Genomic DNA, 26267 nt, shown 5'->3' on the forward strand with positions numbered 1-26267 from the left:
TACAGGGGCGTCGCCAAGCGGTAAGGCAGCAGGTTTTGATCCTGCCATGCGTTGGTTCGAATCCAGCCGCCCCTGCCATTTTCTATACTCATCCAGGTTACCCTCAGCCTCTAGGTACTGCGCGTGTCCAAGATGATGGTCTTTACGGGGAACGCTAACCCCGATCTGGCTCGGCGTGTTGTACGTCAGCTGCATATCCCTCTCGGTGACATCTCTGTCGGTAAGTTCTCCGACGGCGAAATTACTGCCGAGATCAATGAAAACGTCCGCGGTAAAGATGTTTTCATTATTCAGCCGACTTGCGCTCCGACCAACGACAACCTGATGGAACTGGTAGTGATGGCTGATGCCTTCCGCCGCTCCTCGGCTACTCGTATCACTGCTGTTATTCCTTACTTTGGTTATGCCCGTCAGGATCGCCGTCCGCGTTCCGCACGTGTGGCTATCAGCGCGAAAGTCGTGGCTGACATGCTTACCGTAGTCGGCATCGACCGTGTTCTCACGGTTGATCTGCATGCTGACCAAATCCAGGGTTTCTTCGATATTCCGGTAGATAACATCTACGGCTCCCCGGTACTGGTGGATGACATTGAAGATCAGCGCTTCGAAAACCTGATGATCGTGTCCCCGGACATTGGCGGCGTCGTGCGTGCACGTGCTGTTGCCAAATCCCTGGGCGTGGATCTCGGGATCATCGACAAACGCCGTGAGAAAGCCAATCACTCTGAAGTGATGCATATCATCGGTGATGTCGAAGGGCGTACCTGTATTCTGGTCGATGACATGGTCGATACCGCCGGCACTCTGTGCCACGCGGCCAAGGCCCTGAAAGAGCATGGCGCTGCCAAGGTTTTCGCCTACTGCACACACCCTGTGCTGTCCGGTCGGGCGATCGAAAACATCGAAAATTCCATGCTGGACGAACTGGTGGTGACTAACACCATCCCGTTGTCCGCTGCTGCTCAAGCCTGCTCGCGTATCCGTCAACTGGATATCGCGCCGGTAGTTGCCGAAGCGGTTCGCCGCATCAGCAACGAAGAATCGATCAGCGCGATGTTCCGTTAAGGGCCCTGCCCTTCTCGAATATCTCGTTGACGAAAAGCGCCCCGCCCCGGCATTCCTGTCGGGGCGGGGCTTTTTTGCCCATATCGCCTTTAGCGCTGGTCGCAAACGCTGGGGCGAATGTGGTTATTTTGGAGATACAACATGAACGATTTTACTCTGAATGCTGAAGTGCGTTCCGACCTGGGGAAAGGTGCGAGCCGCCGCCTGCGTCGTCTCGCAAGCCTGGTACCTGCTGTAGTTTACGGTGGCGAAAAAGCCCCTGAATCCATCAGCATGCTGGCTAAAGAAGTTGCCAAACTGCTCGAAAACGAAGCGGCTTACAGCCACATCATCGAGCTGAACGTTGGCGGCACCAAGCAAAACGTAATCATCAAAGCTCTGCAGCGTCACCCGGCCAAAGGCCACGTGATGCACGCTGACTTCGTACGCGTTGTAGCTGGCCAGAAACTGACCGCTATCGTGCCTGTACACTTCGTTGGCGAAGAAGCTCCGATCAAGAAAGGCGGCGAAGTTTCGCACGTTGTTGCTGAAATCGAAGTTTCGTGCCTGCCGAAAGACCTGCCTGAATTCATCGAAGTCGACCTGGCTAACGCCGAAATCGGTTCGATCATTCACCTGTCTGACCTCAAAGCCCCTAAAGGCGTTGAGTTTGTTGCTCTGGCACACGGTGATGACAAGGCAGTTGCCAACGTCCACGCTCCACGTGTTGCTCCAGAAGCTACCGAAGAAGGCGCAGCAGAGTAATTCACTCTGTGATGCCGGAGTGATCAAGTAACATCGCGGACTGGAACGTAGCGAGAAAGCGGGCGAGAACGCGGAGTTTACATAATGGTAAATGAGCACTTGTCGTCCACTTTCGCCGCACACAACTGTCGCGGCGATGTTATCCACCACTCCAAGGAAGGGCCCCTATCGTGACTGCCATCAAACTGATCGTTGGCCTGGGAAATCCAGGCGCTGAATACGAACAGACCCGGCATAACGCAGGGGCCCTTTTTGTTGAGCGCATCGCGAACGCACAAGGCGTAAACCTTGTGGCGGATCGCAAATATTTCGGCCTGACCGGGCGCTATTCGCATCAGGGTCAGGATGTTCGTCTGCTGATTCCCACCACCTACATGAACCGCAGCGGCCAGGCCGTCGCGGCACTTGCCGGCTTCTTCCGCATTACGCCTGAAGAAATCCTGGTGGCGCATGACGAACTCGACCTGCCACCGGGTGTAGCCAAGCTCAAACAGGGCGGCGGCCATGGCGGTCACAACGGGTTGCGCGACATCATCGCGCAACTGGGCAATCAGAATACCTTTCACCGCTTGCGGCTTGGCATTGGCCACCCGGGCGTTGCCAGTATGGTTTCAAATTTCGTCCTGGGTCGTGCGCCACGCGCCGAACAGGAAAAACTCGATGCCAGCATCGACTTTGCCCTCGGCGTGCTGCCGGATATCCTCGCCGGTGAATGGAACCGCGCGATGAAAAACCTGCACAGCCAGAAGGCCTGACTCTACTCCTCGGGGAAAACACCATGGGATTCAATTGCGGCATCGTCGGCCTGCCTAACGTCGGCAAGTCCACCCTGTTCAACGCCCTGACCAAATCCGGGATCGCGGCCGAGAACTTCCCCTTCTGCACCATCGAACCGAACACCGGTATCGTGCCGATGCCGGATTCGCGTCTGGAAGCCCTGGCGGCCATCGTCAATCCCAAGCGCATCCTGCCGACCACCATGGAATTCGTCGACATCGCAGGCCTGGTAGCCGGCGCCTCGAAAGGTGAAGGCCTGGGCAACAAGTTCCTCGCCAACATCCGTGAAACCGATGCCATCGCGCACGTAGTCCGCTGCTTCGAAGACGAGAACGTGATTCACGTCTCCAACAGCGTCGACCCGAAACGCGACATCGAAATCATCGACCTGGAACTGATCTTCGCCGACCTCGACAGCTGCGAGAAGCAACTGCAGAAAGTCGCCCGAAACGCCAAGGGTGGCGACAAGGACGCCGTGGTCCAGAAAGGCCTGCTGGAGCAATTGATCGCTCACTTCACCCTCGGCAAGCCTGCGCGTACGCTGATGAAAACCATGGGCGCCGACGACAAAGCGGTGATTCGTGGTTTCCACCTGCTGACCACCAAGCCGGTCATGTACATCGCCAACGTCGCTGAAGACGGTTTCGAGAACAACCCGCTGCTGGACATCGTCAAAGCCATCGCCGAAGAAGAAGGCGCCATGGTGGTTCCGGTCTGCAACAAGATAGAAGCCGAAATCGCCGAGCTGGATGACGGCGAAGAGAAAGACATGTTCCTCGAAGCCCTGGGCCTCGAAGAACCTGGCCTGAACCGCGTAATCCGCGCCGGCTACGAAATGCTGCACTTGCAGACCTACTTCACCGCCGGTGTCGAAGAAGTCCGCGCCTGGACCGTCCGCGTCGGTGCCACCGCACCACAAGCCGCTGGCGTGATCCACACCGACTTCGAAAAAGGCTTCATCCGCGCCGAAGTCATCGCCTACGACGACTTCATCCAGTACAAGGGCGAAGCCGGCACCAAAGAAGCCGGTAAATGGCGTCTGGAAGGCAAGGACTACATCGTTAAAGACGGCGACGTGATGCACTTCCGTTTCAACGTGTAACAGGAACCGTGGATTTACACGGATCTCGATAGACACAAAATCCCCGTAATCACTCGCTGATACGGGGATTTTTTCGTCTTGGGATCACCATCCTCCTCGACTACACGCAGACCTTGCGGGCCTGCGCATAACGTATTGGGCAGGGTCACGGCAGCCCGTCGTTCACGATACCGCCGTGATACATCGTCTGTCAGGTCGCTTCGGGTAAAGGGTGCGCTTTCTCAGGCGGTTTGATTGAACCAATGTAAACCGCAAAGATAGTCACCAGCGCGCCGCAAATCTGCAGTGTGGAGCTGGCCTTGCCGAGAAAGGTGACATCAATGAAATAAGTGATCACCGGCTCCAGCAACAGGATCAGTCCGGCCAACCCCAGGCTGATGGCTCCGATCGAACGGTTGACCAGCAACCAGCCGACAAACTGCACCAGTACCCCGTATATGATCAGCATCAGCAAGGTTTGCCCATCCACGATGGCCAAGCTTTCTCCAGTTGCCAGCGCGTATGTCAGCAGAACCAGTGCCGCCCAAAGACTCAAATTGAGCATCTGTGCGATCTTGTCACCCCCGCCGTCAGGCAACTGGGTATTGATCTTCAGGAAGTACACGCAGATGGCATACGCCAGCCCCGACAGTACGCCATACACCACGCCCTTCATCCCTACCGCACTGGTCATCTCGGGTAGCAACAACAGATAGAGCCCAACAAATGCCAAGGTGATGGATACCAGGAAGTAGATCGAAGGTTTTTCCTTCAGCAGGTATAACCCCAGCAGGGTCATGAAGAACACCTGACAGTTGGTCAGGATCGACCCGATGCCCGGGCCGACGATATAGATGCTCTGGTGCCAGAGCACCAGGTCGATGGCCAAAAACACCCCAGCCAACGCGGTGTACAGCTGCGCCTTGGCGCTTTTGAGCAGTACCGGTGTTTTGCGCACCTTGAGCAGCAGGAAGAACAGGATCGAGGCGAACAACATCCGATAGAACCCTGCGCCACCCGCGCCGATATGGGCGAAAGCGACGGCTAGAGCAGACAGACTGAGCATCAGTCCGCCGATGGTCAATTCAATGATTGCCCGATTGTTATTAGTCGACATGAGAAACCTCATTGATAAAGACCGGTATTAACTTTATGAACGCTCATAACCGCCCCCGGACAACAAATATCAGACTCGATAAAGCAGAAAAGCCCCAAAGGTCTTTTCTGCCACGAGTCAAAAAAAACAACTGATTTTTAATTGACCTTATTAGTTATCAGCAGCACAACTCTTTAAACTTCTTGCGCGGCCAACTTCAACCATTGCTGTACCGGTGCATAACCCAGGATGTTTTCGACATAGCCCTGCAGTTGCGCAGGAATGGCAATACCATAACGACGGAAGCGGAACACCACCGGAACAAACATCGCATCAACAATGCCGAAGTCACCGCAGAGGAACTGTGTTGAACCGCTCACCTCACGGAGCTGGTTCCAGATAGCGAATACCCGCATGATTTCCTCTCGGGTCTCGCCGGTCAGGCTTTCCGGGATGTCACCGGTGTTCAGGCCAAACGACATCTGCGTGCGCAGATGGGTGAAACCGGAGTGCATCTCTGCCGCAGCTGCTCGTGCCAGGGCCTTGACCCGCGAGTCCTGGGGCCAAAGGTTGGCTGCCGGATATGTGCCGGCAATGTATTCGCTGATGGCCAGGCTGTCGTTGATGACGACATCATCAAGCAGCAGCGCCGGTACCTTGCCGGAAGGCGAGTGCTCCAGAATGCGCTGGCGGGTGTCGGTTTGTTCCAGTTTGATCTGAAGGGTTTCAAATGCAACATCCGCTGTCACAAGAACCAGCCACGCACGAAATGACCATGAAGACTTATTAAAATCCCCAACTACCAGTTTTGTAGACATCGCAACCCCTCGCTTGTGTTATGAAATAGGTGCTAAATTTAGCGACCTTTTTTTCATACGTATTGCACAAAACTGGACAATTCATGGACGAGAATCGCCTTAACAAAGCCCCTCGAAATGACAAGGACTTTGTTCAATTCTGGCGTATACCCGAAGGCGACTGTGAGTTGCTATCTGCGCGCTACAGTACTCAATCTTTCGGCCGACATTCACATGACCGGTACGCTATCGGCGTTATAAGTAGCGGTGTTGAAAAACTTTTTTATCGCGGCAGTTACTACATGGGGGTCGCTGGCAGTGTGGTCACCATTACCCCCGGGGAGATCCACGACGGCTTGCCAGGCCATGATGATGGCTGGATGTATCGAATGCTCTATATCGACCCCGAATGGGTCAATCGGATGGTGTTTCAAGGGCGTTTTTCAAACGATCATATTCATCTTTTTCAAACAGCTCTGAGCCAGGCCCCCGACTTCGCCCGGACCTTTTTGCATCAACATCAAATCATTGAAAAATCCCCCTCCAGCCTTGAACGGGAAACTATCCTGCTGGATCTGGTGACGCAGCTCTTCGAGCGCAGCGGAGCGCCCATCGAACCGGTCAGTACGGCTGAGCAGCACGCAGTGCAAAAGATCAAGAGGAAGCTCGAAGACGAGTTCGACCAACATCTGTCTCTGGAAGAACTGGCGCAACTGGTGAACCTTGACCCTCTTTACCTGATCCGGGTGTTCAAAAAAAGCGTTGGCGTCTCCCCCCACAGCTATCAAATCCAGAAAAGAATCGCCCAGGTCCAAAAACTGCTGCGCACCGGGTCCAGTCTCGCAGCAGCGTCATTCGCTTGCGGCTTCTTCGATCAAAGCCACATGACCCGCGCCTTCAAAAAAGTAGTCGGCATCACACCCGGCAGTTTCCGCAACAGCAGTGCTTGAGCCTGTAAGTAACCCCATAGCCTGACTCGTTTGAGTCAGTCCTGAAATGCCTTGTAGTATCTGCGTGAAGCGCCCTTAGTGCCCTCGATGTGAAAACACCCGCCCAAGAAAAAGCCGCGTTCACACGCGGCTTTTTTGTGCCTGAAATAATCACCCACCACACCACCGATCAACTGTGGGAGCTTGCTCCGGGCGGCGATCCGACGATCGCGGAGTGTCAGTCGGCGAAGGTATCGAATCTGAAATCCTCATCGCGAGCAAGCTCGCTCCCACAGGGGGCATGTGTTGGGTCAGACTTTTTTGGTCCGTGGCAAGAAGATCGCCAACACCCCGAACAACGGCAAGAACGAACACAGGAAGTACACGTATTCGATGCCTTGGATATCCGCCAAATGCCCGAGCAACGCCGCACCAATCCCGCCAAAGCCGAACATCAATCCGAAGAACACTCCGGCAATCATTCCGACATTGCCCGGCACCAGTTCCTGGGCATACACCACGATCGCCGAGAATGCTGACGCCAGAATGAAGCCGATCACGACGCTGAGGATGCTGGTCCAGAACAGGTCCGCATGAGGCAGGATCAGGGTGAACGGCGCTACGCCGAGGATCGAGAACCAGATCACCGCCTTACGCCCAATCTTGTCGCCGATCGGCCCACCAAAGAAGGTCCCCGCCGCGACCGCGCCGAGAAACAGGAACAGGTGCAACTGTGAACTGGCCACCGACAGGTCGAATTTCTCGATCAGGTAGAAAGTGAAGTAGCTGGTGAAGCTGGCCATGTAGAAATACTTGGAGAACACCAGCAGCCCGAGCACTACCAGTGCACTGATCACGCGGTTCTTCGACAAGCCATGCGTCGCCGCCTGGCCTTGCTTGAGTTTGAACAGACTCAGGTGGTTGGCGTACCAGCGGCTGATCCGATAGAGCACGAACAGCGCAAACACCGCGAACAGTCCGAACCAGGCCACATGGCCCTGACCGAAAGGAATGATGATCGCCGCAGCCAGCAACGGACCGAAGGCAGACCCGGCATTACCGCCGACCTGAAACGTCGACTGCGCCAAACCAAACCGCCCGCCAGACGCTAATCGCGCCACACGAGAAGCTTCCGGGTGAAAGGTCGAGGAGCCGATACCTATTAGCCCTGCAGCCAGCAAAATCATCGGAAAACTGCCGACCACCGACATCATCAAAATGCCGATCAATGTGCAAATCGTCCCGGCGGGTAGCAACCAGGGTTTTGGGTGCCGATCGGTGTAGTAACCGACCCACGGCTGCAACAGCGAAGCCGTCAGCTGGAAGGTCAAAGTGATCAAGCCAACCTGGGTGAAGGTCAGGCCATAGTTGGCCTTGAGCATCGGATAGATCGACGGCAGCACCGACTGGATCAAGTCGTTGATCAAATGCGCCAGCGCCACAGCGCCGATGATGCGCATGACCAAAGGGCTGCTTTGTGAAGTCGCGGATGCCGGCTGCGCGCCGGTCTGGACATTGCTGATAGCCATAAGAGTTTCCGTACATCAGATGGGTGCACACGGGCAGGTGCGTCAATGTGCCATTTTTCGGTGCAGCAGCGCCATCCCATTAGCCTGCTAACGACCTCGGTTTTCATCGCGGAAAAGGTGATAGCGCAACGCCATGGTCTGAATCTTGCCTTGGTAATCCGCTTCAACGCGGCCCCTTACAAAGGGGACCGAGAATGGGAAGTTTCGCTACAGAGCCGGCCTACAGAGCTGACGAGGGTGAACTTTCGAGGCCTTTTAAAAGGGCACAGGTCGCGGCCGCAACGGTTGCGACGCACGCCAATGGCGCGTGGTGTCCAGAGGAGTTTTGGGGCATGCAGGCTTTTTTATCACCGGGGATCGGGTTGCTGGGGCGTTTTGGCTTCGCACGCAAATTTCAGCTGCTGTTTCTGCTGTTTATCCTGCCGCTGACGGGCAGTCTGTGGATGATCGGTCAAGACTATCGCGACAAACTGAACCTGATTTCCGGCGAACGTGCCGGGGTTCGGCAACTGCTCGCCCTGGATGCTCTGGATAACCTGCTCGCCGCCCAGCGTGACCGCGCGGCTCGCTGGCGCGCCACGGAAACCAATCGCCAGCCGACACCCGCGACGATCGCGGCGATGGCTGCTTTCGATACGGTTCAGCCCGCCGTCGCCCAAGCCACCACAGACCTCGGCAACGCACTGCAAACCGAAGGCGCCGAGGGCGAAACCCTGGCCCGTTATCAAACCTTGCAAACCGCCCTCAACGGCCTCGACTCTAAAAGCCTGAGCAGCGTCGGCTGGTGGCCGGACGGTTACGATCGTTTCACCAATGCCTTGAGTGCCCTGCAAGCCTTGCGCGAACAGATCGCCATGGACAATCGCCTGACCCTCGCGCCGTGGCTGGAGACCTATTTGCTGACGCAGATCTCCACGCAGCACGCGCCAGACCTGATTGAACGAGTCGGCCGTCTCGCGAGCGTCGGCCAGGCGTCAGTGGTATCCGGACAGTTCACCCTGCAAAGCCGTCTGCAACTGCGGGACTTGCGCAGCCGCATCGGCGATGCCCGGGAGCAGTTGGTCAAAACCGCAAGCCTGCTGGAAGCGCGGCTGCCCAGCGCGTTGCAAGCCTGGGCCGGGCAATACCATGACAGCCTCAAGCACCTGGACGCCGAGTTGAAAGTCCTCGATGACGGCGTATTCGGCGGCAGCATCAAGCTCAAGCCGGAAGAGTTCGAACGCAGCCTCGACGGCCTGCTCTCCGACCTCGCTTCGCTGCGCCAGCAGTCGTTGGTGTCACTAGATCAGCGTCTGGACTATTACCACGGTTCGGCAATCCGCCAGTTCATCCTGGTAGCGACCATTTTTGGCTGCCTGCTGCTGGCCGCGCTGTACCTGTTCATCTGCTTGCAGGCCTCGATCCGTCGCAGCGCCAGCGGCATTACCCTGCTGGCCGAAGCCTTGCGCGACGGCAATCTGAGCCTGCAAGTACCGGTGGAAGGCCGCGACGAACTGGCCGCCATCAGCACCGCCCTCAACGTCGCGGTGGTGCAGCTGCGCAACAGCCTGCTGGGAGTCGATCATGAAACCTTGCAGCTGAGCAACGCGGTGCGCACCCTCAACCATCACTCCAGCGGCGCCCTTGGGGAAGTCGAAGCTCAGCAGTTGCAGATCAGCCAGATCGCGGCGGCGGCCACGCAATTGGCAGCGACCTCGCAAGGGGTCGCCCAGAGTTGCGAACAGGCTTCTGGCAGCGCTCAGCACACCCAGCGCATCGCTGCCGACAGCAGCCGTGACAGCCAGCGCACGACGGCGAGCATTCAGCAACTCAATCAGCGCTTGAACGACACCGCTGCGGCACTGGGCCGGGTCAGTGAGCAAGGGCAGCAGATTCAGTTGGTGGTGGATACCATTCGCGGGGTTGCCGAGCAGACGAATCTGTTGGCACTTAATGCCGCCATCGAGGCCGCTCGCGCGGGTGAGCAAGGTCGCGGCTTTGCGGTGGTGGCCGATGAAGTGCGCAGCCTGTCGCAACGCACCCAGTCCTCCACCGCGCAGATTGCCGGCACTGTCGACAGCCTGCGCAACACGGTGAACGAAGCGGTGAGCCTGATGGAAGCCGCTTGCGGCCAGGCTCAGTCCGACGCCCAAGCCGTCACTGGCCTCGGCGAACGCCTGGGGGAAATTGCCAGTGCCGTGCAAAGTGTCACTGACACCCTGGCGCAGATCGCCACAGCGGTCGACGAGCAAGCGACCACCGCCGACGAGGTCAGCGGCAACATCCAGCAAGTCGATCAGGCGGCGGTACGCTTGCTCGAAGGCGCGCGGGCGGTGAACCTGGCAGCGGACACCTTGAGCCAGGGCAGCAAGGCCTTGAGTGCCAATACCGGGAGATTTCAGCTCAGTTGACGCCCTCCCCTGGCCCGTTTTTTCGGGTCAGGCGGATAAGCGGTTGAAAGCGTAGAGAAATATTTTATATTTACGCTTGACACATCTCTGTTACGAGCCAATAATGCGCGCCACTTGGCTACATAGCTCAGTTGGTTAGAGCATAGCATTCATAATGCTGGGGTCCGGGGTTCAAGTCCCTGTGTAGCCACCAAGTACCTGTTTACAGATGTCTCCATGAGTCTCTAAACAACCTCAAGAAGCCCGCCTAGTGCGGGCTTTCTTGTTTCTGGCTATCTCTCCCTGTATCTCTCTATACCTTCCCTCCGTGTATCCCCTGTGTATCCTCGACAAATAATTGAACCGAGGGGATACAAGCCCAAATGAAGCGATCCGAGATAAAACGCCGCCCCTTTCCGATACCGCGTTGGCGCGAAGGGAGCCTAAGAGCAGGGCGCTGAGCTTCTACTCGGGGTAAAAATGTCCCATGAACGTAAGCGCTTCAATCGCCTGGGCGTAAGGGGCAAATCTCGGATCTCCACCCTCGAATGCCTGTGCGACTTTCTGAGCATTTTCAAGGTTGTCCCATTTAGCCAAGTCAGCGAAAACACGGCCTTGTGGTTCGGGACAATAACCTGAGAACTCAATCAACCCATCAAACCCTTTGAGGGTTTCCCGAAGCATCAACCGCAACTCAGGCATTTGGCTTTCGAAGCCTTCCTTGACGGTAAAGATTGCTAGCTCGAGTACATGGCTGTTCTGCGTCATATGTCACTCCAATTGTGTGGTGAGGAGCGACCAGTATCTTGGGGTCGTACTGACACCGTACTGTCAGTGCTTGAAAGGTTGTTGGGCCGTCCATTGATCAGACTGAAACTGCATGTATGACCGCAGGTTCCATTCCGCCTCAAGCTTCTGTCCATCCGTCATGATCTGCAGGCTTCGTATCCGGTCAACTCGAAAGTCTCTGTATGCCTTTCTGGACGTACACCATGTTCCGACAGTCCACTTTCCTCCCCAGTAGAAAAGGCCCAAGGGGAACACCGTCCTGCCCGAGATCTCTTCACTCAAGCTGAAATATGAAAAGTGGACGGCTCTCGCCTGCTGAATAGCGCGGTGGAGATCGTCCAAATATCGTTGGTCTGGTGTGACAGGCTTAGCCCTCAACGCGCGGATATTGGAGAGTGATGGTTCTGTATTGCGAAACGGCAATACGGCAGCAACTTTGCTCAACAGCGTCCTTGCAGAAGAAGCGAGTTCAGGGCCTGCGGAATTTGAAAGCATCTCAACGCCCAACATCAGCGCGTCGAGTTCATCCTGGGTGAGTGTCAGAGGCGGTAACTCAAACCCTTCGTGCAGAGCATACCCAACGCCAGCGACGCCATAGAGAGGAATACCGCTCACAGACAGGTCGTCGATATACCGATAAATCGTGCGGACTGAGACCCCGATACGCCCCGCCAAGTCTTCCGCTGTAATCGGCTGATGTACCCGGATCAGGTTTACTACCTGGAATAGCCGATCTGATTTACGCATGTACTGAAGGACCAATGTGCTCGATTTTAGGAAGGGCGTTGCCATTGCCTCCGACGCATCCCATGTGTCGGGCGCATCTCGTCTGCGGGGCACTGGAGTGAATCAAAAACTGCTCTACTCAGAGCTGAAGTGTTCATTCTCCCCCTTTTGGGGAAACAACCCCATGGAAGGCTCGCGTCAAGTACCGGCCGGCATGTTTTCGCGCAGTGTTTCGCGCACACCCTTCACGCACCTTGAAGTGCGCGAACTTTCCGGAGGAGCGAACTGTGAGGCGTGCCCCTACGCCGAGCCACCCAAGAAGTCGCATCAGGAACAAATCGCCGGCAACGCTGACAACGCCCGCTCCCATATCTGCCAGGTACGCAGCCAGACCATCGCCTGCCAGTCGCTGTCGGCGGGATAGAACTGCTCAACCAGATTCAGTTTGATCCCGCGCCCCACGGCATCACTCGGATTGCCGTGCAGATGCAGCCAGTGATCATCGCGCAGATGACGATGAACCTCGGCGCCGGGATACGTCCCGCACTCGATCACAAATGGCATCAACCGCACGTGCGGCAGCGCGTTGATCAACGCCTGCGAGGTGTAGCCGGTGGCGGTGGCCGCGACGCCGGTTTCGCTCAGCGTGTCGGCGCCCGTGTGCAAGGTATAGAGCCAAGGACCATAAATCGCCTGCGCATCTGCAAGTGCTGGATATGCCGCCTCGGTAATGGTCAGCAACATCGGATGACCATACTCCCCGGCGCCGGTGTGCAAATCGAAGCACATGGCCACTTCGGCATGGGAAACATGCTTTTGAATGATTTGATGCAACGTGCGGTTCGACCAGCTCGGTGCCAGTCCGCCGTAGAACAAACCATCGGAATGACGGTGCTGGCCGCCCTCGACAATCGACATCACCGCTGGCCAGCCGTGTTTGCGTATCTGTTCGTCGAGCAAGGCATCGGCGCGATCACGCTCCGGGCCTTGCAACTGCGTGCAGGCATAGATTTCATTCAGCGCTGCGTAGGCCTGATTGTCTGGCAGCGGACGCCCGAAGTTCAGATGATTGCGGTTCAAGTCGATGTTGTCTTCGTTGACCCGACGCAGCCACGCAGTGCCCCACGGATTGATCAGGTGGATCATCACCACCGCGACATCGGCCGGCAGCGAACGCTTGCCCAACTCCTGCAACCACTTGATCTGACATCCCGAACCATAGAAGCCTTCGACGCCGTGAGTGCCACTCAGCGCAATCAGCAAACGCTTGGCGCGCGGATCACCCAGCACGGCCACATCGGTGCTCAATGGCTCACCGAACGGCCCTTTGAGTGGATGCGTGTACTCGGTCAACGTCGCACCGGCCGCGGTCGCGGCGGCCAGGAATTGATCACGCTGGGTGCGGTAACTTGGCTGGGTGGGGAATTCGGTCTGCATGTCTGCCTCTTGTTGATCTTCTGGCCAGTCTGTTGCCCTCGACCCTACAGAAAATCCGTGGAGTCATGAAGGACAAAAACATCTTTGCAGCAGGCCTTGGTTTGCGTCACTTCCTTTCGGCCGATAAAGTCCCCTGATCTTTTCCCACGGACGGAGTGCCCCCACGTGTTCTCAGCCTTCCACTTGAGTCGCTATCGCCTGTCAGCCCTTTCGCTGATCGCCGCTGCTTTAACCCTCGCAGCCTGTAGTGCTCCGACCTCTTCGTCGTTGCCTGTCGCGCCGGAAATCGCGTCAGGTTATCGCACCGATCTGCAGACCCAATACGCCTCAAAACACATGGCGGCCGCGGCCAATCCGCTGGCGGCCGAGGCCGGGCGGGAGATGTTGCGCCAGGGCGGTTCGGCAATCGATGCCGCGATTGCGATGCAGGCCGTGCTGACCCTGGTCGAGCCGCAATCCTCGGGCATTGGCGGTGGCGCGTTGATCGTGCTGTGGGATGGCAAGGCTGTGCGCACTTATGACGGTCGCGAAGCCGCTCCGGCCGGCGCCACCGAGAGGCTGTTCCTGCAAGCCGACGGCAAACCGATGCCGTTCACCCAGGCGCAGATTGGCGGTCGTTCGGTGGGGACACCGGGCGTGTTGCGGGCACTTGAGTTGGCCCATCAGAAACACGGTCATCTGCCATGGGCGCGGCTGTTCGAACCGGCGATCAAACTCGCGGAGCAAGGCTTCGCCATCTCGCCACGCCTTCACCAGTTGATCGCCTCGGACTCGTCCATACGAAGCTCACCGGACATGGTGGCCTACTTCCTGAATGCCGATGGCAGTCCGAAAGCCGTCGGCACGGCGCTGAAAAACCCGGCGCTGGCAGCCGTGCTCAAACGCATTGCCAAGGAAGGACCGGATGCGCTGTACAAAGGCCCCATCGCACAGGAGATCGTTGCCAAGATTCAAGGCCACGCCAACCCCGGCAGCCTGTCGCTGAACGACCTCAACGGCTACAGCGCCAAGGAGCGCGCGCCGCTGTGCACCGCCTACAAACACTGGCAGGTCTGCGGCATGCCACCACCGTCGTCAGGCGGGATCGCCGTGGCGCAGATCCTCGGCACCTTGCAGGCCCTGGAAACCCGCGACCCGCATTTTGCCCTGGCGCCGCTCAAACCGGTCAAGACCAGCCAACCTGCGGGCATTGAGCCGGCGCCTGAAGCCGTGCACCTGATCTCCGAAGCCGAACGCTTGGCCTACGCCGACCGCGCGCTGTACGTGGCCGACGCAGATTTCGTGCCCGTCCCCGTCAAAGGTCTGGTGGACCCTGCGTATCTGGCCGACCGCGCGGCCCTGATCGGCGATCGCAGCATGGGCACGGCCAAACCCGGCACCCCGCCGGGCATTCAGGTCGCCTACGCACCGGACCGTTCGCCGTTGCGCATCTCCACCTCGCAAGTGGTGGCGGTGGATGACGAAGGCGGCGCCGTGTCCATGACCACCACCGTGGAATCCGCGTTTGGCTCGCACCTGATGGTTCAGGGCTTCCTGCTCAACAACCAGATGACCGACTTCTCGTTCATCCCAGAAGAAAACGGCCAGAAGGTTGCCAACCGCGTCGAACCCGGCAAACGCCCACGCTCGTCCATGGCACCGACCCTGATTTTCGAACGTCAGAGCGGCGAATTCCTCGCCACCATCGGCTCCCCCGGCGGCTCGCAGATCATCGAATACGTCGCCAAATCCACCATCGGCCTGCTCGACTGGAACCTCGACCCACAAGCCGCCATCAGCCTGCCCAACTTCGGCAGCCGCAACGGCCCGACCGAACTGGAACAGGGGCAGTTCAGCCCGGCGCTGATTCAGGTGCTGAAAGACAAAGGGCACAGTGTGAACGAGATCGACATGACCAGCGGGACCCAGGCGATTGTCCGAATCAAGGATGCGCAGGGGAAAACGTCGTTGGCGGGCGGGGCTGATCCGCGGCGTGAGGGGGCGGCGCTGGGGGATTGAGTCGTACGCGGGAATGAGCAAGGGCTTACCGGGTGGTAGGCCCTTTTTTATAGCTAATGAATACTGATCGGTAATCTCGCGCAGCCTTTTCCTACCCGCAAATGACTGCTTCTTGGATAGAGTGTGGAAATTGTCGGCATCCACAAACACTACGACGCGATCGACGCTGATACCGTCGAGATGGAGTAACCCATGAACGTACGCCCCATTCACACCGACGAGGACTATCGTGCAGCCCTCAAGAACGTGTCAGCGCTGTTCGACAACGAACCAGAGCCCGGCACCCCTGAGGGTGATTACTTCGACATTATGATCACGCTGATCGAAGCCTATGAATCGAAGCGGTTTCCCGTGGACTTGCCCAATCCGATCGATGCAATCAAGTTTCGTATGGAGCAGTCCGGACTGTCTGCTGCTGACCTTGCACCCGCCATTGGCCGCACAAACCGAGTGTATGAAGTGCTCAATGGCAAACGCGCGTTGACGCTTCCGATGATCTGGAAACTTCACAATTTGTTCGGGATACCCGCGCAAAGCCTGATCAAGCCGATAAAGCAGGCTTGATCAGGTGTCAGTAGACTCCTGGAATCAGGCCGGCACCCCCAAAATGATATGCGACGCCTTGATCACCGCCGTCGCACTCACGCCCGGCGCCAGTCCCAGTTCTGCCACAGCCTGACGTGTCACGATCGAATAGACCTCGGTGCCGCCATCGAGCTGGATGACCACTTCGGCGTTCACCGCGCCATCGATAACACTGGTGACCTTGCCTTCCAGGCAGTTGCGCGCCGAAAGGCGAATGTCGCTGGACTCGGTCATCAACATGACCCACGGCGCCTTCACCAGCGCGATTGCTTCCTTGCCGACCGCCAGGCCGAGGTTCTTCACGCTTTCCATGGTCACCACCGCTACCAACTCATTGCCGCCCGATAATTTGAGCGAGACTTCGGCGTTGACCGCGCCTGGCTGCAATTGACTGATGGTGCCTTTGAATACGTTACGTGCGCTGACTTTCATGACGCGTCTCCTCGAGTAATTATTTTTGTATTTGGCCTAACGAGAGATCTTCAGCGCCTGTCGCGCCTGATGTTTCTCCAGCGCCAGCTCGATCAAACGGCTGACCAGCGCGCTGTACGTCATACCGGTGGCCTGCCATAGCTTGGGGTACATGCTGATGCGGGTGAAGCCGGGCAACGAGTTGATCTCATTGATCAGCACTTCGCCACTCTCGACAACCGCTAGCGATGGCGTCTTCATTGCCGAGCACCGCGCATTCAATCTCTCGGCCGCTGACGGCGGACTCCACCAAGACTTTCTCATCGAAACCCAGGGCCAGTTCTACTGCTGCCGCGTACTCGGCTTCGTCATTCACCTTGCTCACGCCGACGGAAGATCCCTGGTTCGCCGGTTTGACGAACAGCGGCAAGCCGAGTTTGCCTTGCACCTCGACGAACCCGGGGCGCGCAGCGGTGGCGCGGGTCAGGGTGACAAACGGCGTGACCGCCAACCCGGCGTCACGCAACAGACGTTTGCGGATGTCCTTGTCCTGTTTTTCGCCGATTGCAGCGACACTTCGTGTTCAGCCGAACGGCCGCCAAAAATAATGCCTACCCGCAGTTTGCTCATTCAGAACTCCTTAACGATTGGCCACCAGATGCGCGCCGAACAGTCTCCAGCCGATGCCAGCAACACACCGCCGAGGCGTTAACATGTGGACGCAGCACAACAAGCAGGCGCAATGGAGCGCTTACTTTTACTCGACGTCAGGCACATGGATCAACAGGTCACCCGGCTGACAATTCAAATTGTTTGCAAATCGCGTCCAGCGTCGCCAGGCGCAGCCCCTTGACCTTGCCCTGCTTCAACAGCGACAGGTTCGCTTCGGTAATGCCGATAGCGGCGGCGAGGTCTTTGGATTTGACTTTGCGCAGTGCGAGCATCACGTCCAGCTGAATGACAATTGACATAAAATTCTCAAACAAAGGTGCGGTATTCAGAGTCCACTTCACTGGCCTGCCTGAGAATACGCGCAATGATCGATATACACGCAGCCAGGAACAACGCGACAAAGGTGGGAGCCGTGACACTGAGGGTAATCAGCCGTTCACCGACCGGCTCATTCATTGTCACCCAGAAGCTGAGTACGGGCTCGCACAAAAAATCGAGCAACACCCAGAGCGCCACGGCCCTTCCGACCAGACCTAAATGAACAGCCGACTCACTGGAAAAATACTCACCGCGCGAATAGTTCCGGAACAGTCGACGCAAGTTTCCCAGGCCGTATGCCAGCGCCAGCAAAGGCACGCTCGACAGCAGAATACCGCCTAGTATTTGCCACCACGGGAAAAACATCGCTTTATCGGTGATATGCGAGAGCTGGCGTTCGGTAAGCGCAAAACCGAGCCCCCATCCATCCTTCGCAGCCAGGAAAGGAAAGAGCCAAAGCACAACATTGATCGCCAGCATTGCGATGATAAGAAAAAGAGTCACAGCAGCCATGCGTTGGCTCAATTGAGCGAGACGATTGGAAGTCACGGCAATACCTCACAAGGAATGAATGTGAGCAAACGCCAAACCACAAATTATCGCAAAGCAATAATTTATTACTGTGATACACACATAGAAACGCTTCCGCAGACATAAAGCCCCCTCCTGGGGTAATGTTCCACTCACAGCTTCAAGGCACTCGAGCATCCTCGGATGGGTAAAAAAATCATTCACCACGACTGGTTCCACCGCGCGCCCGACGTCGGCGGGCTTCAGCGTTTCGAGGCGTTTTTTGCAGGACACGGCTACGACCTTCACCGCCACGACACCTTTGCAATCGGCCACACACTGGCTGGCGTGCAGAGTTTTCAGTACCGCGGTGGCTGGCGCCACAGCCTGCCGGGCGGGACCATGGTGCTGCACCCGGACGAAGTTCACGATGGCGAAGCCGGCACCGAGACCGGCTTTCAATACCGAATGATGTACATCGAGCCGGCGCTGATCCAGCAGATGCTCGGCGGCCAGCCGTTGCCATTCATCAAGACCGGCCTGTCAGCCGATCCACGTTTGTTCGCCGCCACCGCCGTGCTGCTGCGAAGCCTCGATTGTCCCCTCGAGCCTCTGGAAGAGCAGGATGCGCTGTTCGATCTGGCCCAAGCCTTGAACAGCGTTTCCGGCGTGCCTGCCACCCGCCAGAGCTTCGACTACGTGGCCGCCGAACGCGCGCGGGAATTCATTCATGGCGCGCTGGATCGCACCGTAACGCTGGAAGAACTGGCGCAACACAGCGGTCGCGACCGCTGGAGTCTGTCGCGGGATTTTCGCCTGTTGTTCGGCACCAGTCCTTATCGATACCTGACCATGCGCCGCCTCGACCTGGTCCGCTCGCTGCTGATCCTGGGCCAGTCACTGGTCAGCGCCGCGCTGATCGCCGGCTTCACCGATCAGAGCCACATGACCCGGCAGTTCAGCAAAACCTACGGCCTGTCGCCGGCCCGCTGGATGAAAATGCACCGCCGCTGAGCCACGCACAATCGTTCAAGAAGCACACCGATGCGCGGGCTATCGTGGATTTACGATCAACCACGAGAGCTGCTTCATGAAAGCTTACGAAAGCCTGAATTTCGCTGAAAAAATCGCCAGGATCGGCCCGTACTGGACGCCTAGGGTCATCGCCGAAATGAACGACTACCAGTTCAAGGTGGTGAAACTGCTGGGGGATTTTATCTGGCACGATCACCTTGATACCGACGAAACCTTCATCGTCCTCGAAGGGCAACTGCGCATCGACTTTCGCGATGGCCACGTGCTGGTGAACGCTGGCGAAATGTATGTGGTGTCAAAAGGTGTCGAGCACAAACCGTTCGCCGAGCAGGAGGTGAAACTCCTGCTGATTGAGCCCAAGGGTGTGCTGAACACGGGTAACGAAGGTGGCGAGCGCACTGCGCAGAATGACGTCTGGGTGTGAAAGGCCGACTGCTTACGGCTGCAAGGTTTTGCCGTCCACTGGATCGCCGATTTTCAGGAAATGCCCGCCAGCCACATGGTGCAAGGTGCGCAACGTGTCTTGCCCTTCGAAGTGCCAGCGACCGTCACTGAACACCCGCTCGTCTGCCTGAGCGGCAATCACTTCGGCCAGGAACAGATCGTACTGCTGGTGATTGTCGGGTTCCGGCAGCAGTCGGCACTCCAGCCAGGCGACACAGCCTTCGAGCATCGGTGCATCGATCAACTCAGCGCTGAAGGTCGGCAAACCATAGACCTGGAATTTGTCCCGGCCTTGGTCCCGGGTCAATTCCAGGCCGGACGTCGAACCCACGGTCTGGACGATATCGGCCTGGGCGGCGCAGGGAACATTCAGCACAAACGTGCCCGAAGCCTCCAGCAATTGCCGTGTCCAGGTGGACTTGTCCAGCACCACGGCAATTTTCGGCGGCTCGAAATCCAGCGGCATGGCCCAGGCCGCCGCCATGATGTTGCGCTGGCCGTCATGGGCTGCGCTGACCAACACGGTCGGGCCGTGATTGAGCAGACGATAAGCTTTGACCAAGGGAACCGGGCGGCGGTGAGAAACGCTCATGATGGCTGCTCCTGGGGAAAACGCCGATTGTAGCGATTTACGCCGCGATGGCAGGCATCAAGTCGTCAACTGATTGGCAAACTGGCCGACCGCATTCACCACTTTCTGTGCACCGTCCTGAATCTCGACAATCACCGTACCCGCCTCTGCCGCTAGCGCCAGCCCCTGTTCAGCCTGGAGTTTGCCCTCGGTCATCAGCGCCACGGCGTTGCGCGCCATGTCCTGGTTCTGCCGCACTACTCCGACAATCTCATCGGTTGCCTGGCTGGTGCGCGAAGCCAATTGCCGGACCTCATCCGCCACCACCGCGAAACCACGCCCCTGTTCCCCGGCCCGAGCCGCTTCGATGGCCGCGTTGAGCGCCAGCAGGTTGGTCTGTTCGGCAATCCCGCTGATGGTTTTGACGATGGTGCCGATCACCAGCGACTGCTCGTTCAGAGCTTCGATGCCTTCACCGGCGGTCTGCATGTGCCTGGCAAGGTCACGCATCACGTTGACCGCCTGAGTCACCACCGCGTTACCGCGCTGCGCGCTGCTGTCGGTTTGCTGCGAGGTGCTGTAGGCAATGTTGGCCGCTTCGGCGACCGCTTGTTCCTGATTGACTTGATCGGTGATCACCGTGGCGAATTTCACCACTTTGTAGAGCTTGTTGTTGGCATCGATCACCGGGTTGTAGGACGCCTCCAGCCAGACCCCGCGGCCGTGGCTGTCGACGCGTTTGAAACGCTCGGCGAAGAACTCGCCTGCATTCAAGCGACGCCAGAAGTCCTGATACCCGGCGCTGTTGTATTCCTCGGGTTCGCAGAACATGCGGTGATGTTTGCCCTTGATCTGCGCCAGGCTGTAACCCATGCCGCTGAGAAACCGTTCGTTGGCCGCCAACACGTTGCCATTGAGATCGAACTCGATCACTGCCGTGGAGCGCACGAGGGCGCCGATCAGGTTCTCATGCTCACGAGATGCCTCGATGGTGCGGGTCAGGTCACTGGAGTAAATCGAGAAGTGTTTGATCCGCCCGTCCGCGGACCGGACCGGCTGCACGATCGAGCGCAGCCAGGCTTCCTGACCATTGCCGCGCAACAAACGCACCGTGCCGGCAAAGTGCTCACCACGGGTCAACGAGACCTTGAAGCGCTGGTGGAATTCGTCCGACTTCACATGGGCCGGGACGATGTCTTCGATGTGTCGCCCTATCAGGTCGCTGCTTTTGTAGAGCATCTCACCGATGAAGTTCTGGTTGACCGATTGAATCCGCCCATCGACATCGAGGGTCAGGACCAGCATCTCGCTTTCCAGACTTTCCTTCACTTGCTGGAGGCTGGAGAGTTCTTCGCGAAGAGCCGACAGCTCCTGCTTCAAGCGTTTGTTGAACATGGGGATACACCGATGGACAGGGATAGAAAGCGGTATGCAGCCTAACCATCGGCCTCAGGGATATTTTCTGAAGAGTGCTTCAGGGTTGTCCTACAAAAATAGTTGCTATACGTACGGTGCTGCCTTCGATTACATCGCGCCAGCAGTCGAGCATTTGCCAACTCTTGGCATCCGCGTCCCGAAATACGCCGCACTGCTCACCCCCACAGCCCCCATCACCGCGCAGAAAATCACACAGATCCATGGGCTCCACGGCATCAGACCGATCAGCAACAACGGTGTGATACTCGCCCAGACGGCGTAGGCAATGTTGTAGGTGAAGGAAATCCCCGAGACACGAATCCGCGCCGGGAACAGGCTGACCATCACCGACGGCACCGCGCCGACCACCCCGCAACCGAGGCCGGCCACCGCGTACGCCAGACCGATCCAGTTGCCACCGATGATCAGGCAGGTATAGAGAACGCCGATGCCCAGTGGCAGCAGCAAGCTATAGAGCATCACCGTGCGCCAGGCGCCAATGCGGTCGACCAGCAGCCCGGCGAGTACGCAGCCGATGTTCAAAAAGACAATGCCCAAGGCACTCAGGGCGAAGGTGTGACTGGCGGTCATACCGAAGGTTTTCTGCATCATGGTCGGGGTGATCACCACGAACACCACCACCGCAGAGGTCAGTACGCAGGTGAGGATCATCGCCGGCAGCATGGCCAGACGGTGTTCACGCAAGACCGTGCGCAGCGGCAATTCAACGGCCGCCTCACGTTGGGCCTGCATGGCCATGAACACCGGGGTTTCGCTGAGCCAGCGGCGTAGCCAGACGCCGATTACGCCGAACACGCCGCCCAGCAGGAACGGGTAGCGCCAGGCGTAATCAAGGATTTCTGCCGGGGAGAACGCCTGTGCCAGAAAAGTCGCCGTTAGCGCACCGATCAGGTAACCAAACGTCAGCCCGGCCTGCAGGAAACCGAGGGCATAACCGCGATGCCCGGCGGGTGCGTGCTCGGCGACGAACACCCAGGCGCTCGGCACTTCACCGCCCACCGCCGCGCCCTGGAGGATTCGCAGGGCCAACAGCAACAGCGGTGCGAAATAACCGATCTGGGCGTAGGTCGGCATGATGCCGATCAACAGGCACGGCAGCGCCATCATCAGGATGCTCAGGCTGAAGACCTTCTTGCGACCCAGCCGGTCGGCGAAATGCGCCATCAGAATCCCGCCCAACGGCCGCGCCAAATAACCGGTTGCGAAGATCCCGAAGCTTTGCAGCAGTCGCAGCCACTCGGGCATTTCCGGCGGGAAGAACAGCTGGCTAAGGGTCAGGGCAAAAAATACGAAAATGATGAAATCGTAGATTTCCAGCGCGCCGCCAAGGGCCGCAAGGCCGAGGGTCTTGTAATCCGAGCGGGTGAACGGCGCCGGGCGCGAGTGGGTGTTGGCGGTCATGAAAAGCACTCTGGCATAGGCAAAAAACCAAGGCGCCCATGGTCTACGCAAACGCGCCAACGGACAACCCGTTAGACCAAAGTCCTAGACGCGTAAAACCTCGTCACAAAATAGAACCGATTGTTTTACTGTTGCCACCTGTCTAGACGGGCCTTTGCGGTCCTGAAGACCACAACAAACATAAAAATTCGAGGTACACCCGTGGCCGCTGATATCGAAGATACCCGCTCTGCCCGCTTTGCCCTGCGCTGCTCAAGTTTTGCCGAACGCTGGTTCCCCGACTCCTGGGTGTTTGCCGCACTGGCGGTGATTATCGTCGCCGTGGCCACCCTGTTCATGGGCGCCAAACCCACCGACGCCGCCATGGCCTTCGGTGACGGCTTCTGGAGCCTGATCCCGCTCACCATGCAGATGGCTTTCGTGGTGATCGGCGGTTATGTGGTCGCCAGCTCGCCACCGGCAGTGAAACTGATCGACCGGCTGGCGCGGATCCCGAAAAACGGCCGCTCGGCCGTGGCCTGGGTTGCGTTGATCTCCATGGTCGCTTCGCTGCTGAACTGGGGGCTGTCGCTGGTGTTTGGCGGTTTGCTGGTGCGTGCCCTCGCCCGCCGTACCGATCTGAAAATGGACTACCGTGCTGCCGGTGCTGCCGCCTATTTGGGTCTCGGCGCAGTGTGGGCCTTGGGCCTGTCCTCGTCCGCCGCGCAATTGCAGGCCAACCCGGCCAGCCTGCCGCCGTCGATTCTGTCGATCACTGGGGTCATTCCCTTCACGCAAACTATTTTTCTCTGGCAGTCCGGCGTGATGTTGCTGGCGCTGATCGTGATCTCGCTAATCATTGCTTACGCCACTGCACCCGGCCCGAACTCGGCCCGTGATGCCAAAGCCTGCGGCATCGATCCGAGCTTTAACCTGCCGCCCTTGCAACCGCGCACCCGCCCCGGCGAATGGCTGGAGCACAGCCCGCTGCTGACGATTTTGCTGGTGCTGCTGGCGGCCGGATGGCTGTTCCACGAGTTCTCGACCAAACCGGCGATCAGTGCGATTTCCGGGCTGAACACCTACAACTTCCTGTTCATCATGCTCGGTGCGCTGCTGCACTGGCGCCCGCGCAGCTTCCTTGACGCTGTGTCCCGCGCGGTGCCGACCACCACGGGCGTACTGATTCAATTCCCGCTGTACGGCTCGATCGCGGCGCTGATGACCACCGTCAAAGGGACTGACGCTCAGACGCTGGCTCACCACATCTCGACCTTTTTCGTACAAATCGCGTCCCACGACACCTACGCGCTGCTGATGGGCGTGTACTCGGCGATCCTCGGTTTCTTCATCCCGTCCGGCGGGGGCAAGTGGATCATCGAAGCGCCGTACGTCATGCAAGTGGCCACCGACCTGAACTACCACCTGGGCTGGGCCGTGCAGATCTACAACGCCGCCGAAGCCTTGCCGAATCTGATCAACCCGTTCTACATGCTGCCGCTGCTGGGTGTGCTCGGTTTGAAGGCGCGGGACTTGATCGGGTTTTCGTTCGTGCAACTGCTGGTGCACACGCCGCTGGTGCTGTTTCTGCTGTGGGCGTTGGGAACGACGCTGACGTATACGGCGCCGGTGATGCCGTAACACGTAAGTGATTGCACCTGCTGCGGGCAGGTGCAATCCGTTCACCCGGCTTGAGCATGAAACAAACGCCTGGATTTATCCTACAAACAGGCTCGATTGCGCCTGACATGAAACCCGGAGAGTTCTTATCTCCAACCTATAAATCGTTGAGTAAACTCCGACAGCTCACAAACTTTTTAAAGCAAGACAGCACTGACCAAGGATGAACAAACACATGTCTTTAATATCGAAAACGCTGGAAGAGATGATTAACGAGATTTACCAGGACGGTAGGGTTTCAGTCGTTGAATATAAAAAGCTGCGTGATGATGCAGATCGCCGTATGGACGCTGTCGTCCGCGAGTTCGGCCAGCACAACAATTTGACCGCCCTTCAAAAAGCAATGGATGTAGTAATGCAATTAACGCAAACGTCCATCATTGATGCCAAAAAAGCCAAACTGACTGATACAGGAGAGGCCATCGTCAAGGATGCCGTATTTGCACAGCTCGAGTACCTGCGCGCCGGCACTCATCTGGCACTAAAGCTGTTGTAACGCTTCAACCTCCGTCTGGCCCATAGACATCAAGCCCGGGCCGGACTCCATAACCGAGGGTTCCTGGCATACACACCGCAGGCTCTACGCAAAAAAACTACACGCACACACTGTTCTGTGTAACGCCGCTGATCCAGTATGGCGCGTACCCCAATCAACGGGACCACGCTGAAAAGGATCTGAGCATGTTCAAATTCGCTGGACTCACCCTCGCGGCCCTCACCCTGAGCGCCGCCGCCCATGCTGATGTCGACCTGAAGCTGGGCAGTACCGAACGCGTCACCCGCCTGTTCGCCTATCCCAACAACTGCAACGTGATCTGCTTTCGCAACTGGACGCTGGAGCAAACGGTCGAGCATTACCTGACCCAAAGCGTGCAGCGAGATGGTTACAGCGCGGCGAAAGTGCTGGTCAAAACCGATAACAATCAGCTCTACGCCGAAATCAGCGGCGTACCCCATGGCTATGAAAAACCGCTGGCGGCGTTGCTCGATGCCGGTGATCTGGCCTATACCGGCGCCAGCAAGCTGAATGCCGATGGCAAGTGGGCTTACAGCTGGTATCTGTTCCTGCCACTGGGCATGGCCCTGGAAAACCGCAAAAGCGTTGAACTGTTGCACTTCCCGCCGGATTATTCGCTGACCCAGGCCCAAGACTATCTGGAGTCCAAGACCACCGACCGTTGGGCCACGCTGCTGACGGCCAACGGTATTCCTGACGACCAGACGCCGGGCTACCAGACCATCATCGACATCGCACCGATTGCCGCGCCGTCCAACGCCGGCAAGGATCTGGAAGGCGTCTACGACTATTTCAAGGACTACCAGACCACCATGGTCAAGCAACTCAGCCAGAACGCAAGTGGTGCGGCGTTGCCGATGGTCGCCTTCGGCGCGCCAGTGCGTAACTGGATCAAGCAGCAATACGGGCCGACCGTGAACGTGCTGGGCCTGGTCAGCATCAGTCCGAGCGACGGAGTGAAAGTGCCAGTGCTGGGTTCCAACCACCCAAGCTACATTTGGTACGCCGCCGACCCGCAAAGCTATACCGGCAACGATGCCCAGGCCAAAGCCGACGCGGCTGGCCTTAAAGTCATGGGCCAGGATTTGAGTGCCGCGTGCTGGCAGGCCGCCATGGGCCGCCAACCGGACAGTAATCCCGACATTGAACTGAGAAGTTGCACCCAAACCTGGCAAGTGGCTCAGTCAGAAAAAACCTGCGAGCTGTTCTACACCTCGATTCGCAACCTGACGCCCGAAAAAGCCATGGCCAAGTGCGCGACGGCACCGATCAAAGCTCAGCTTAAACAGCTGAAAGCCCCGGTACCTGCGACTGCGATCCCTGTCCCGCCTCTGTAAAACGATGAACGGCGGGTCTACTGTCATAACTGA

At 57.9% G+C, this 26267-nt stretch carries 24 protein-coding genes, 2 tRNA genes and 3 pseudogenes; 15 read left to right on the forward strand and 14 right to left on the reverse strand.

The genetic code is table 11. The annotated features are described in order from the left end of the window. Nucleotides 1-3 precede the first annotated feature (3 nt). The 5 genes from FQ187_RS06925 to ychF all read left to right on the forward strand — a co-directional run bounded on the left by FQ187_RS06925 (nucleotide 4) and on the right by ychF (nucleotide 3688). Nucleotides 4-78: transfer RNA gene (locus FQ187_RS06925), tRNA-Gln, on the forward strand. Nucleotides 79-123: 45 nt separating this feature from the next. Then, nucleotides 124-1065 carry a ribose-phosphate pyrophosphokinase gene (locus tag FQ187_RS06930; protein WP_003208392.1) on the forward strand — a complete coding sequence of 314 codons (942 nt, stop codon included), beginning with the start codon at nucleotides 124-126 and terminating at the stop codon, nucleotides 1063-1065. 141 nt (nucleotides 1066-1206) lie between these two features. Continuing rightward, a complete protein-coding gene (locus FQ187_RS06935; RefSeq protein WP_129445115.1) occupies nucleotides 1207-1809 on the forward strand; it encodes a 50S ribosomal protein L25/general stress protein Ctc in 603 nt (200 codons plus the stop codon). 170 nt (nucleotides 1810-1979) lie between these two features. Then, on the forward strand, nucleotides 1980-2564 hold the full coding sequence (pth, locus tag FQ187_RS06940) for an aminoacyl-tRNA hydrolase (RefSeq protein WP_008153430.1): 585 nt from the start codon (nucleotides 1980-1982) through the stop codon (nucleotides 2562-2564). 23 nt (nucleotides 2565-2587) lie between these two features. Continuing rightward, on the forward strand, nucleotides 2588-3688 hold the full coding sequence (ychF, locus tag FQ187_RS06945; RefSeq protein WP_134419017.1) for a redox-regulated ATPase YchF: 1101 nt from the start codon (nucleotides 2588-2590) through the stop codon (nucleotides 3686-3688). Nucleotides 3689-3878: 190 nt separating this feature from the next. Here ychF and FQ187_RS06950 read toward each other — a convergent pair whose 3' ends face one another. Together FQ187_RS06950 and FQ187_RS06955 are read right to left on the reverse strand one after the other, a co-directional pair. Further along, entirely contained in the window at nucleotides 3879-4784 is a 906-nt protein-coding gene (locus tag FQ187_RS06950; protein ID WP_134423132.1) for a DMT family transporter, read from the reverse strand. Between the two features lie 173 nt (nucleotides 4785-4957). After that, the gene (locus FQ187_RS06955; RefSeq protein WP_149628895.1) at nucleotides 4958-5581 is read right to left on the reverse strand and encodes a glutathione S-transferase family protein; all 624 of its coding nucleotides are present in this window, start codon (nucleotides 5579-5581) and stop codon (nucleotides 4958-4960) included. 83 nt (nucleotides 5582-5664) lie between these two features. On the opposite strand from FQ187_RS06955, the gene FQ187_RS06960 reads away from it, so the two are divergent. Beyond that, on the forward strand, nucleotides 5665-6510 hold the full coding sequence (locus FQ187_RS06960; RefSeq protein ID WP_149628896.1) for an AraC family transcriptional regulator: 846 nt from the start codon (nucleotides 5665-5667) through the stop codon (nucleotides 6508-6510). Nucleotides 6511-6800: 290 nt separating this feature from the next. Here the strand turns inward: FQ187_RS06960 and FQ187_RS06965 are convergent, their stop codons facing one another. After that, the gene (locus FQ187_RS06965; RefSeq protein WP_149628897.1) at nucleotides 6801-8018 is read right to left on the reverse strand and encodes an MFS transporter; all 1218 of its coding nucleotides are present in this window, start codon (nucleotides 8016-8018) and stop codon (nucleotides 6801-6803) included. 332 nt (nucleotides 8019-8350) lie between these two features. On the opposite strand from FQ187_RS06965, the gene FQ187_RS06970 reads away from it, so the two are divergent. Next, nucleotides 8351-10408 carry a methyl-accepting chemotaxis protein gene (locus FQ187_RS06970; RefSeq protein WP_149628898.1) on the forward strand — a complete coding sequence of 686 codons (2058 nt, stop codon included), beginning with the start codon at nucleotides 8351-8353 and terminating at the stop codon, nucleotides 10406-10408. A gap of 116 nt (nucleotides 10409-10524) precedes the next feature. Next, nucleotides 10525-10601 (forward strand) — tRNA-Met (locus FQ187_RS06975). Nucleotides 10602-10852: 251 nt separating this feature from the next. On the opposite strand, the gene FQ187_RS06980 is transcribed toward FQ187_RS06975, so the two are convergent. From FQ187_RS06980 to FQ187_RS06990, 3 genes are all read right to left on the reverse strand, one after another. After that, nucleotides 10853-11155, reverse strand: a complete 303-nt coding sequence (locus FQ187_RS06980; protein ID WP_129441252.1) for a hypothetical protein — start codon at nucleotides 11153-11155, stop codon at nucleotides 10853-10855. A 63-nt stretch (nucleotides 11156-11218) separates the two neighbouring features. After that, nucleotides 11219-11923: a YafY family protein gene (locus FQ187_RS06985; RefSeq protein WP_256667280.1), complete on the reverse strand. Its 705-nt coding sequence runs from the start codon at nucleotides 11921-11923 to the stop codon at nucleotides 11219-11221. A 306-nt stretch (nucleotides 11924-12229) separates the two neighbouring features. Next, a complete protein-coding gene (locus FQ187_RS06990; protein ID WP_149628899.1) occupies nucleotides 12230-13339 on the reverse strand; it encodes a DUF2817 domain-containing protein in 1110 nt (369 codons plus the stop codon). A gap of 165 nt (nucleotides 13340-13504) precedes the next feature. Between FQ187_RS06990 and ggt the strand changes: the two genes are divergently transcribed. Together ggt and FQ187_RS07000 are read left to right on the forward strand one after the other, a co-directional pair. Beyond that, entirely contained in the window at nucleotides 13505-15337 is a 1833-nt protein-coding gene (gene ggt, locus FQ187_RS06995) for a gamma-glutamyltransferase (RefSeq protein WP_149628900.1), read from the forward strand. A 192-nt stretch (nucleotides 15338-15529) separates the two neighbouring features. Next, nucleotides 15530-15901, forward strand: a complete 372-nt coding sequence (locus FQ187_RS07000) for a type II toxin-antitoxin system HigA family antitoxin (RefSeq protein WP_149628901.1) — start codon at nucleotides 15530-15532, stop codon at nucleotides 15899-15901. Nucleotides 15902-15925: 24 nt separating this feature from the next. Here the strand turns inward: FQ187_RS07000 and FQ187_RS07005 are convergent, their stop codons facing one another. The 4 genes and pseudogenes from FQ187_RS07005 to FQ187_RS07020 form a co-directional block, all read right to left on the reverse strand. Beyond that, entirely contained in the window at nucleotides 15926-16354 is a 429-nt protein-coding gene (locus FQ187_RS07005) for a molybdopterin-binding protein (RefSeq protein WP_149628902.1), read from the reverse strand. Nucleotides 16355-16390: 36 nt separating this feature from the next. Further along, a pseudogene (locus tag FQ187_RS07010) lies at nucleotides 16391-16883 on the reverse strand (D-alanine--D-alanine ligase A); the annotation flags it as partial. A gap of 207 nt (nucleotides 16884-17090) precedes the next feature. Next, a pseudogene (locus tag FQ187_RS07015) lies at nucleotides 17091-17304 on the reverse strand (helix-turn-helix domain-containing protein). A 7-nt stretch (nucleotides 17305-17311) separates the two neighbouring features. After that, nucleotides 17312-17872 carry a DUF2975 domain-containing protein gene (locus FQ187_RS07020; protein ID WP_149628903.1) on the reverse strand — a complete coding sequence of 187 codons (561 nt, stop codon included), beginning with the start codon at nucleotides 17870-17872 and terminating at the stop codon, nucleotides 17312-17314. A gap of 165 nt (nucleotides 17873-18037) precedes the next feature. Between FQ187_RS07020 and FQ187_RS07025 the strand changes: the two genes are divergently transcribed. Beyond that, a complete protein-coding gene (locus FQ187_RS07025; protein WP_149628904.1) occupies nucleotides 18038-18847 on the forward strand; it encodes an AraC family transcriptional regulator in 810 nt (269 codons plus the stop codon). 76 nt (nucleotides 18848-18923) lie between these two features. Next, nucleotides 18924-19292, forward strand: a complete 369-nt coding sequence (locus FQ187_RS07030; RefSeq protein WP_111451254.1) for a cupin domain-containing protein — start codon at nucleotides 18924-18926, stop codon at nucleotides 19290-19292. A gap of 12 nt (nucleotides 19293-19304) precedes the next feature. Here the strand turns inward: FQ187_RS07030 and FQ187_RS07035 are convergent, their stop codons facing one another. The 4 genes and pseudogenes from FQ187_RS07035 to FQ187_RS07045 form a co-directional block, all read right to left on the reverse strand. Then, on the reverse strand, nucleotides 19305-19904 hold the full coding sequence (locus FQ187_RS07035) for a flavin reductase family protein (RefSeq protein WP_149628905.1): 600 nt from the start codon (nucleotides 19902-19904) through the stop codon (nucleotides 19305-19307). A 57-nt stretch (nucleotides 19905-19961) separates the two neighbouring features. Then, nucleotides 19962-20570: a methyl-accepting chemotaxis protein gene (locus FQ187_RS30845; RefSeq protein ID WP_256661697.1), complete on the reverse strand. Its 609-nt coding sequence runs from the start codon at nucleotides 20568-20570 to the stop codon at nucleotides 19962-19964. Further along, nucleotides 20550-21278 (reverse strand): annotated as a pseudogene (locus FQ187_RS30850) (PAS domain-containing protein); the annotation flags it as partial. The pseudogene FQ187_RS30850 and the gene FQ187_RS30845, both read right to left, overlap by 21 nt. Before the next feature lie 129 nt (nucleotides 21279-21407). Continuing rightward, nucleotides 21408-22721 carry an MFS transporter gene (locus FQ187_RS07045; protein WP_149628907.1) on the reverse strand — a complete coding sequence of 438 codons (1314 nt, stop codon included), beginning with the start codon at nucleotides 22719-22721 and terminating at the stop codon, nucleotides 21408-21410. 201 nt (nucleotides 22722-22922) lie between these two features. Between FQ187_RS07045 and FQ187_RS07050 the strand changes: the two genes are divergently transcribed. The 3 genes from FQ187_RS07050 to FQ187_RS07060 all read left to right on the forward strand — a co-directional run bounded on the left by FQ187_RS07050 (nucleotide 22923) and on the right by FQ187_RS07060 (nucleotide 26234). Continuing rightward, nucleotides 22923-24341, forward strand: coding sequence for a short-chain fatty acid transporter (locus FQ187_RS07050; protein WP_149628908.1), 1419 nt, complete (start codon nucleotides 22923-22925; stop codon nucleotides 24339-24341). A gap of 214 nt (nucleotides 24342-24555) precedes the next feature. After that, a complete protein-coding gene (locus tag FQ187_RS07055; RefSeq protein ID WP_149628909.1) occupies nucleotides 24556-24876 on the forward strand; it encodes a hypothetical protein in 321 nt (106 codons plus the stop codon). A gap of 185 nt (nucleotides 24877-25061) precedes the next feature. Further along, complete coding sequence (locus tag FQ187_RS07060; RefSeq protein WP_149628910.1) at nucleotides 25062-26234, forward strand: hypothetical protein; 1173 nt, start codon at nucleotides 25062-25064, stop codon at nucleotides 26232-26234. The last annotated feature ends 33 nt before the right edge of the window (nucleotides 26235-26267 follow it).

Source organism: Pseudomonas sp. ANT_J28 (assembly GCF_008370005.1).
Classification (GTDB): Bacteria; Pseudomonadota; Gammaproteobacteria; order Pseudomonadales; family Pseudomonadaceae; genus Aquipseudomonas; species Aquipseudomonas frigoris.

Bases quoted from the DNA above. Each gene is read 5' to 3' on its own strand.
- FQ187_RS06935 (WP_129445115.1), top strand. From the start codon at position 1,207: ATGAACGATTTTACTCTGAATGCTGAAGTGCGTTCCGACCTGGGGAAA.
- ychF (WP_134419017.1), top strand. From the start codon at position 2,588: ATGGGATTCAATTGCGGCATCGTCGGCCTGCCTAACGTCGGCAAGTCC.
- FQ187_RS06950 (WP_134423132.1), bottom strand. From the start codon at position 4,784: ATGTCGACTAATAACAATCGGGCAATCATTGAATTGACCATCGGCGGA.
- FQ187_RS06955 (WP_149628895.1), bottom strand. From the start codon at position 5,581: ATGTCTACAAAACTGGTAGTTGGGGATTTTAATAAGTCTTCATGGTCA.
- FQ187_RS06960 (WP_149628896.1), top strand. From the start codon at position 5,665: ATGGACGAGAATCGCCTTAACAAAGCCCCTCGAAATGACAAGGACTTT.
- FQ187_RS06965 (WP_149628897.1), bottom strand. From the start codon at position 8,018: ATGGCTATCAGCAATGTCCAGACCGGCGCGCAGCCGGCATCCGCGACT.
- FQ187_RS06970 (WP_149628898.1), top strand. From the start codon at position 8,351: ATGCAGGCTTTTTTATCACCGGGGATCGGGTTGCTGGGGCGTTTTGGC.
- FQ187_RS06980 (WP_129441252.1), bottom strand. From the start codon at position 11,155: ATGACGCAGAACAGCCATGTACTCGAGCTAGCAATCTTTACCGTCAAG.
- FQ187_RS06985 (WP_256667280.1), bottom strand. From the start codon at position 11,923: ATGCGTAAATCAGATCGGCTATTCCAGGTAGTAAACCTGATCCGGGTA.
- FQ187_RS06990 (WP_149628899.1), bottom strand. From the start codon at position 13,339: ATGCAGACCGAATTCCCCACCCAGCCAAGTTACCGCACCCAGCGTGAT.
- FQ187_RS07000 (WP_149628901.1), top strand. From the start codon at position 15,530: ATGAACGTACGCCCCATTCACACCGACGAGGACTATCGTGCAGCCCTC.
- FQ187_RS07005 (WP_149628902.1), bottom strand. From the start codon at position 16,354: ATGAAAGTCAGCGCACGTAACGTATTCAAAGGCACCATCAGTCAATTG.
- FQ187_RS07025 (WP_149628904.1), top strand. From the start codon at position 18,038: ATGGGTAAAAAAATCATTCACCACGACTGGTTCCACCGCGCGCCCGAC.
- FQ187_RS07030 (WP_111451254.1), top strand. From the start codon at position 18,924: ATGAAAGCTTACGAAAGCCTGAATTTCGCTGAAAAAATCGCCAGGATC.
- FQ187_RS07035 (WP_149628905.1), bottom strand. From the start codon at position 19,904: ATGAGCGTTTCTCACCGCCGCCCGGTTCCCTTGGTCAAAGCTTATCGT.
- FQ187_RS07045 (WP_149628907.1), bottom strand. From the start codon at position 22,721: ATGACCGCCAACACCCACTCGCGCCCGGCGCCGTTCACCCGCTCGGAT.
- FQ187_RS07055 (WP_149628909.1), top strand. From the start codon at position 24,556: ATGTCTTTAATATCGAAAACGCTGGAAGAGATGATTAACGAGATTTAC.
- FQ187_RS07060 (WP_149628910.1), top strand. From the start codon at position 25,062: ATGTTCAAATTCGCTGGACTCACCCTCGCGGCCCTCACCCTGAGCGCC.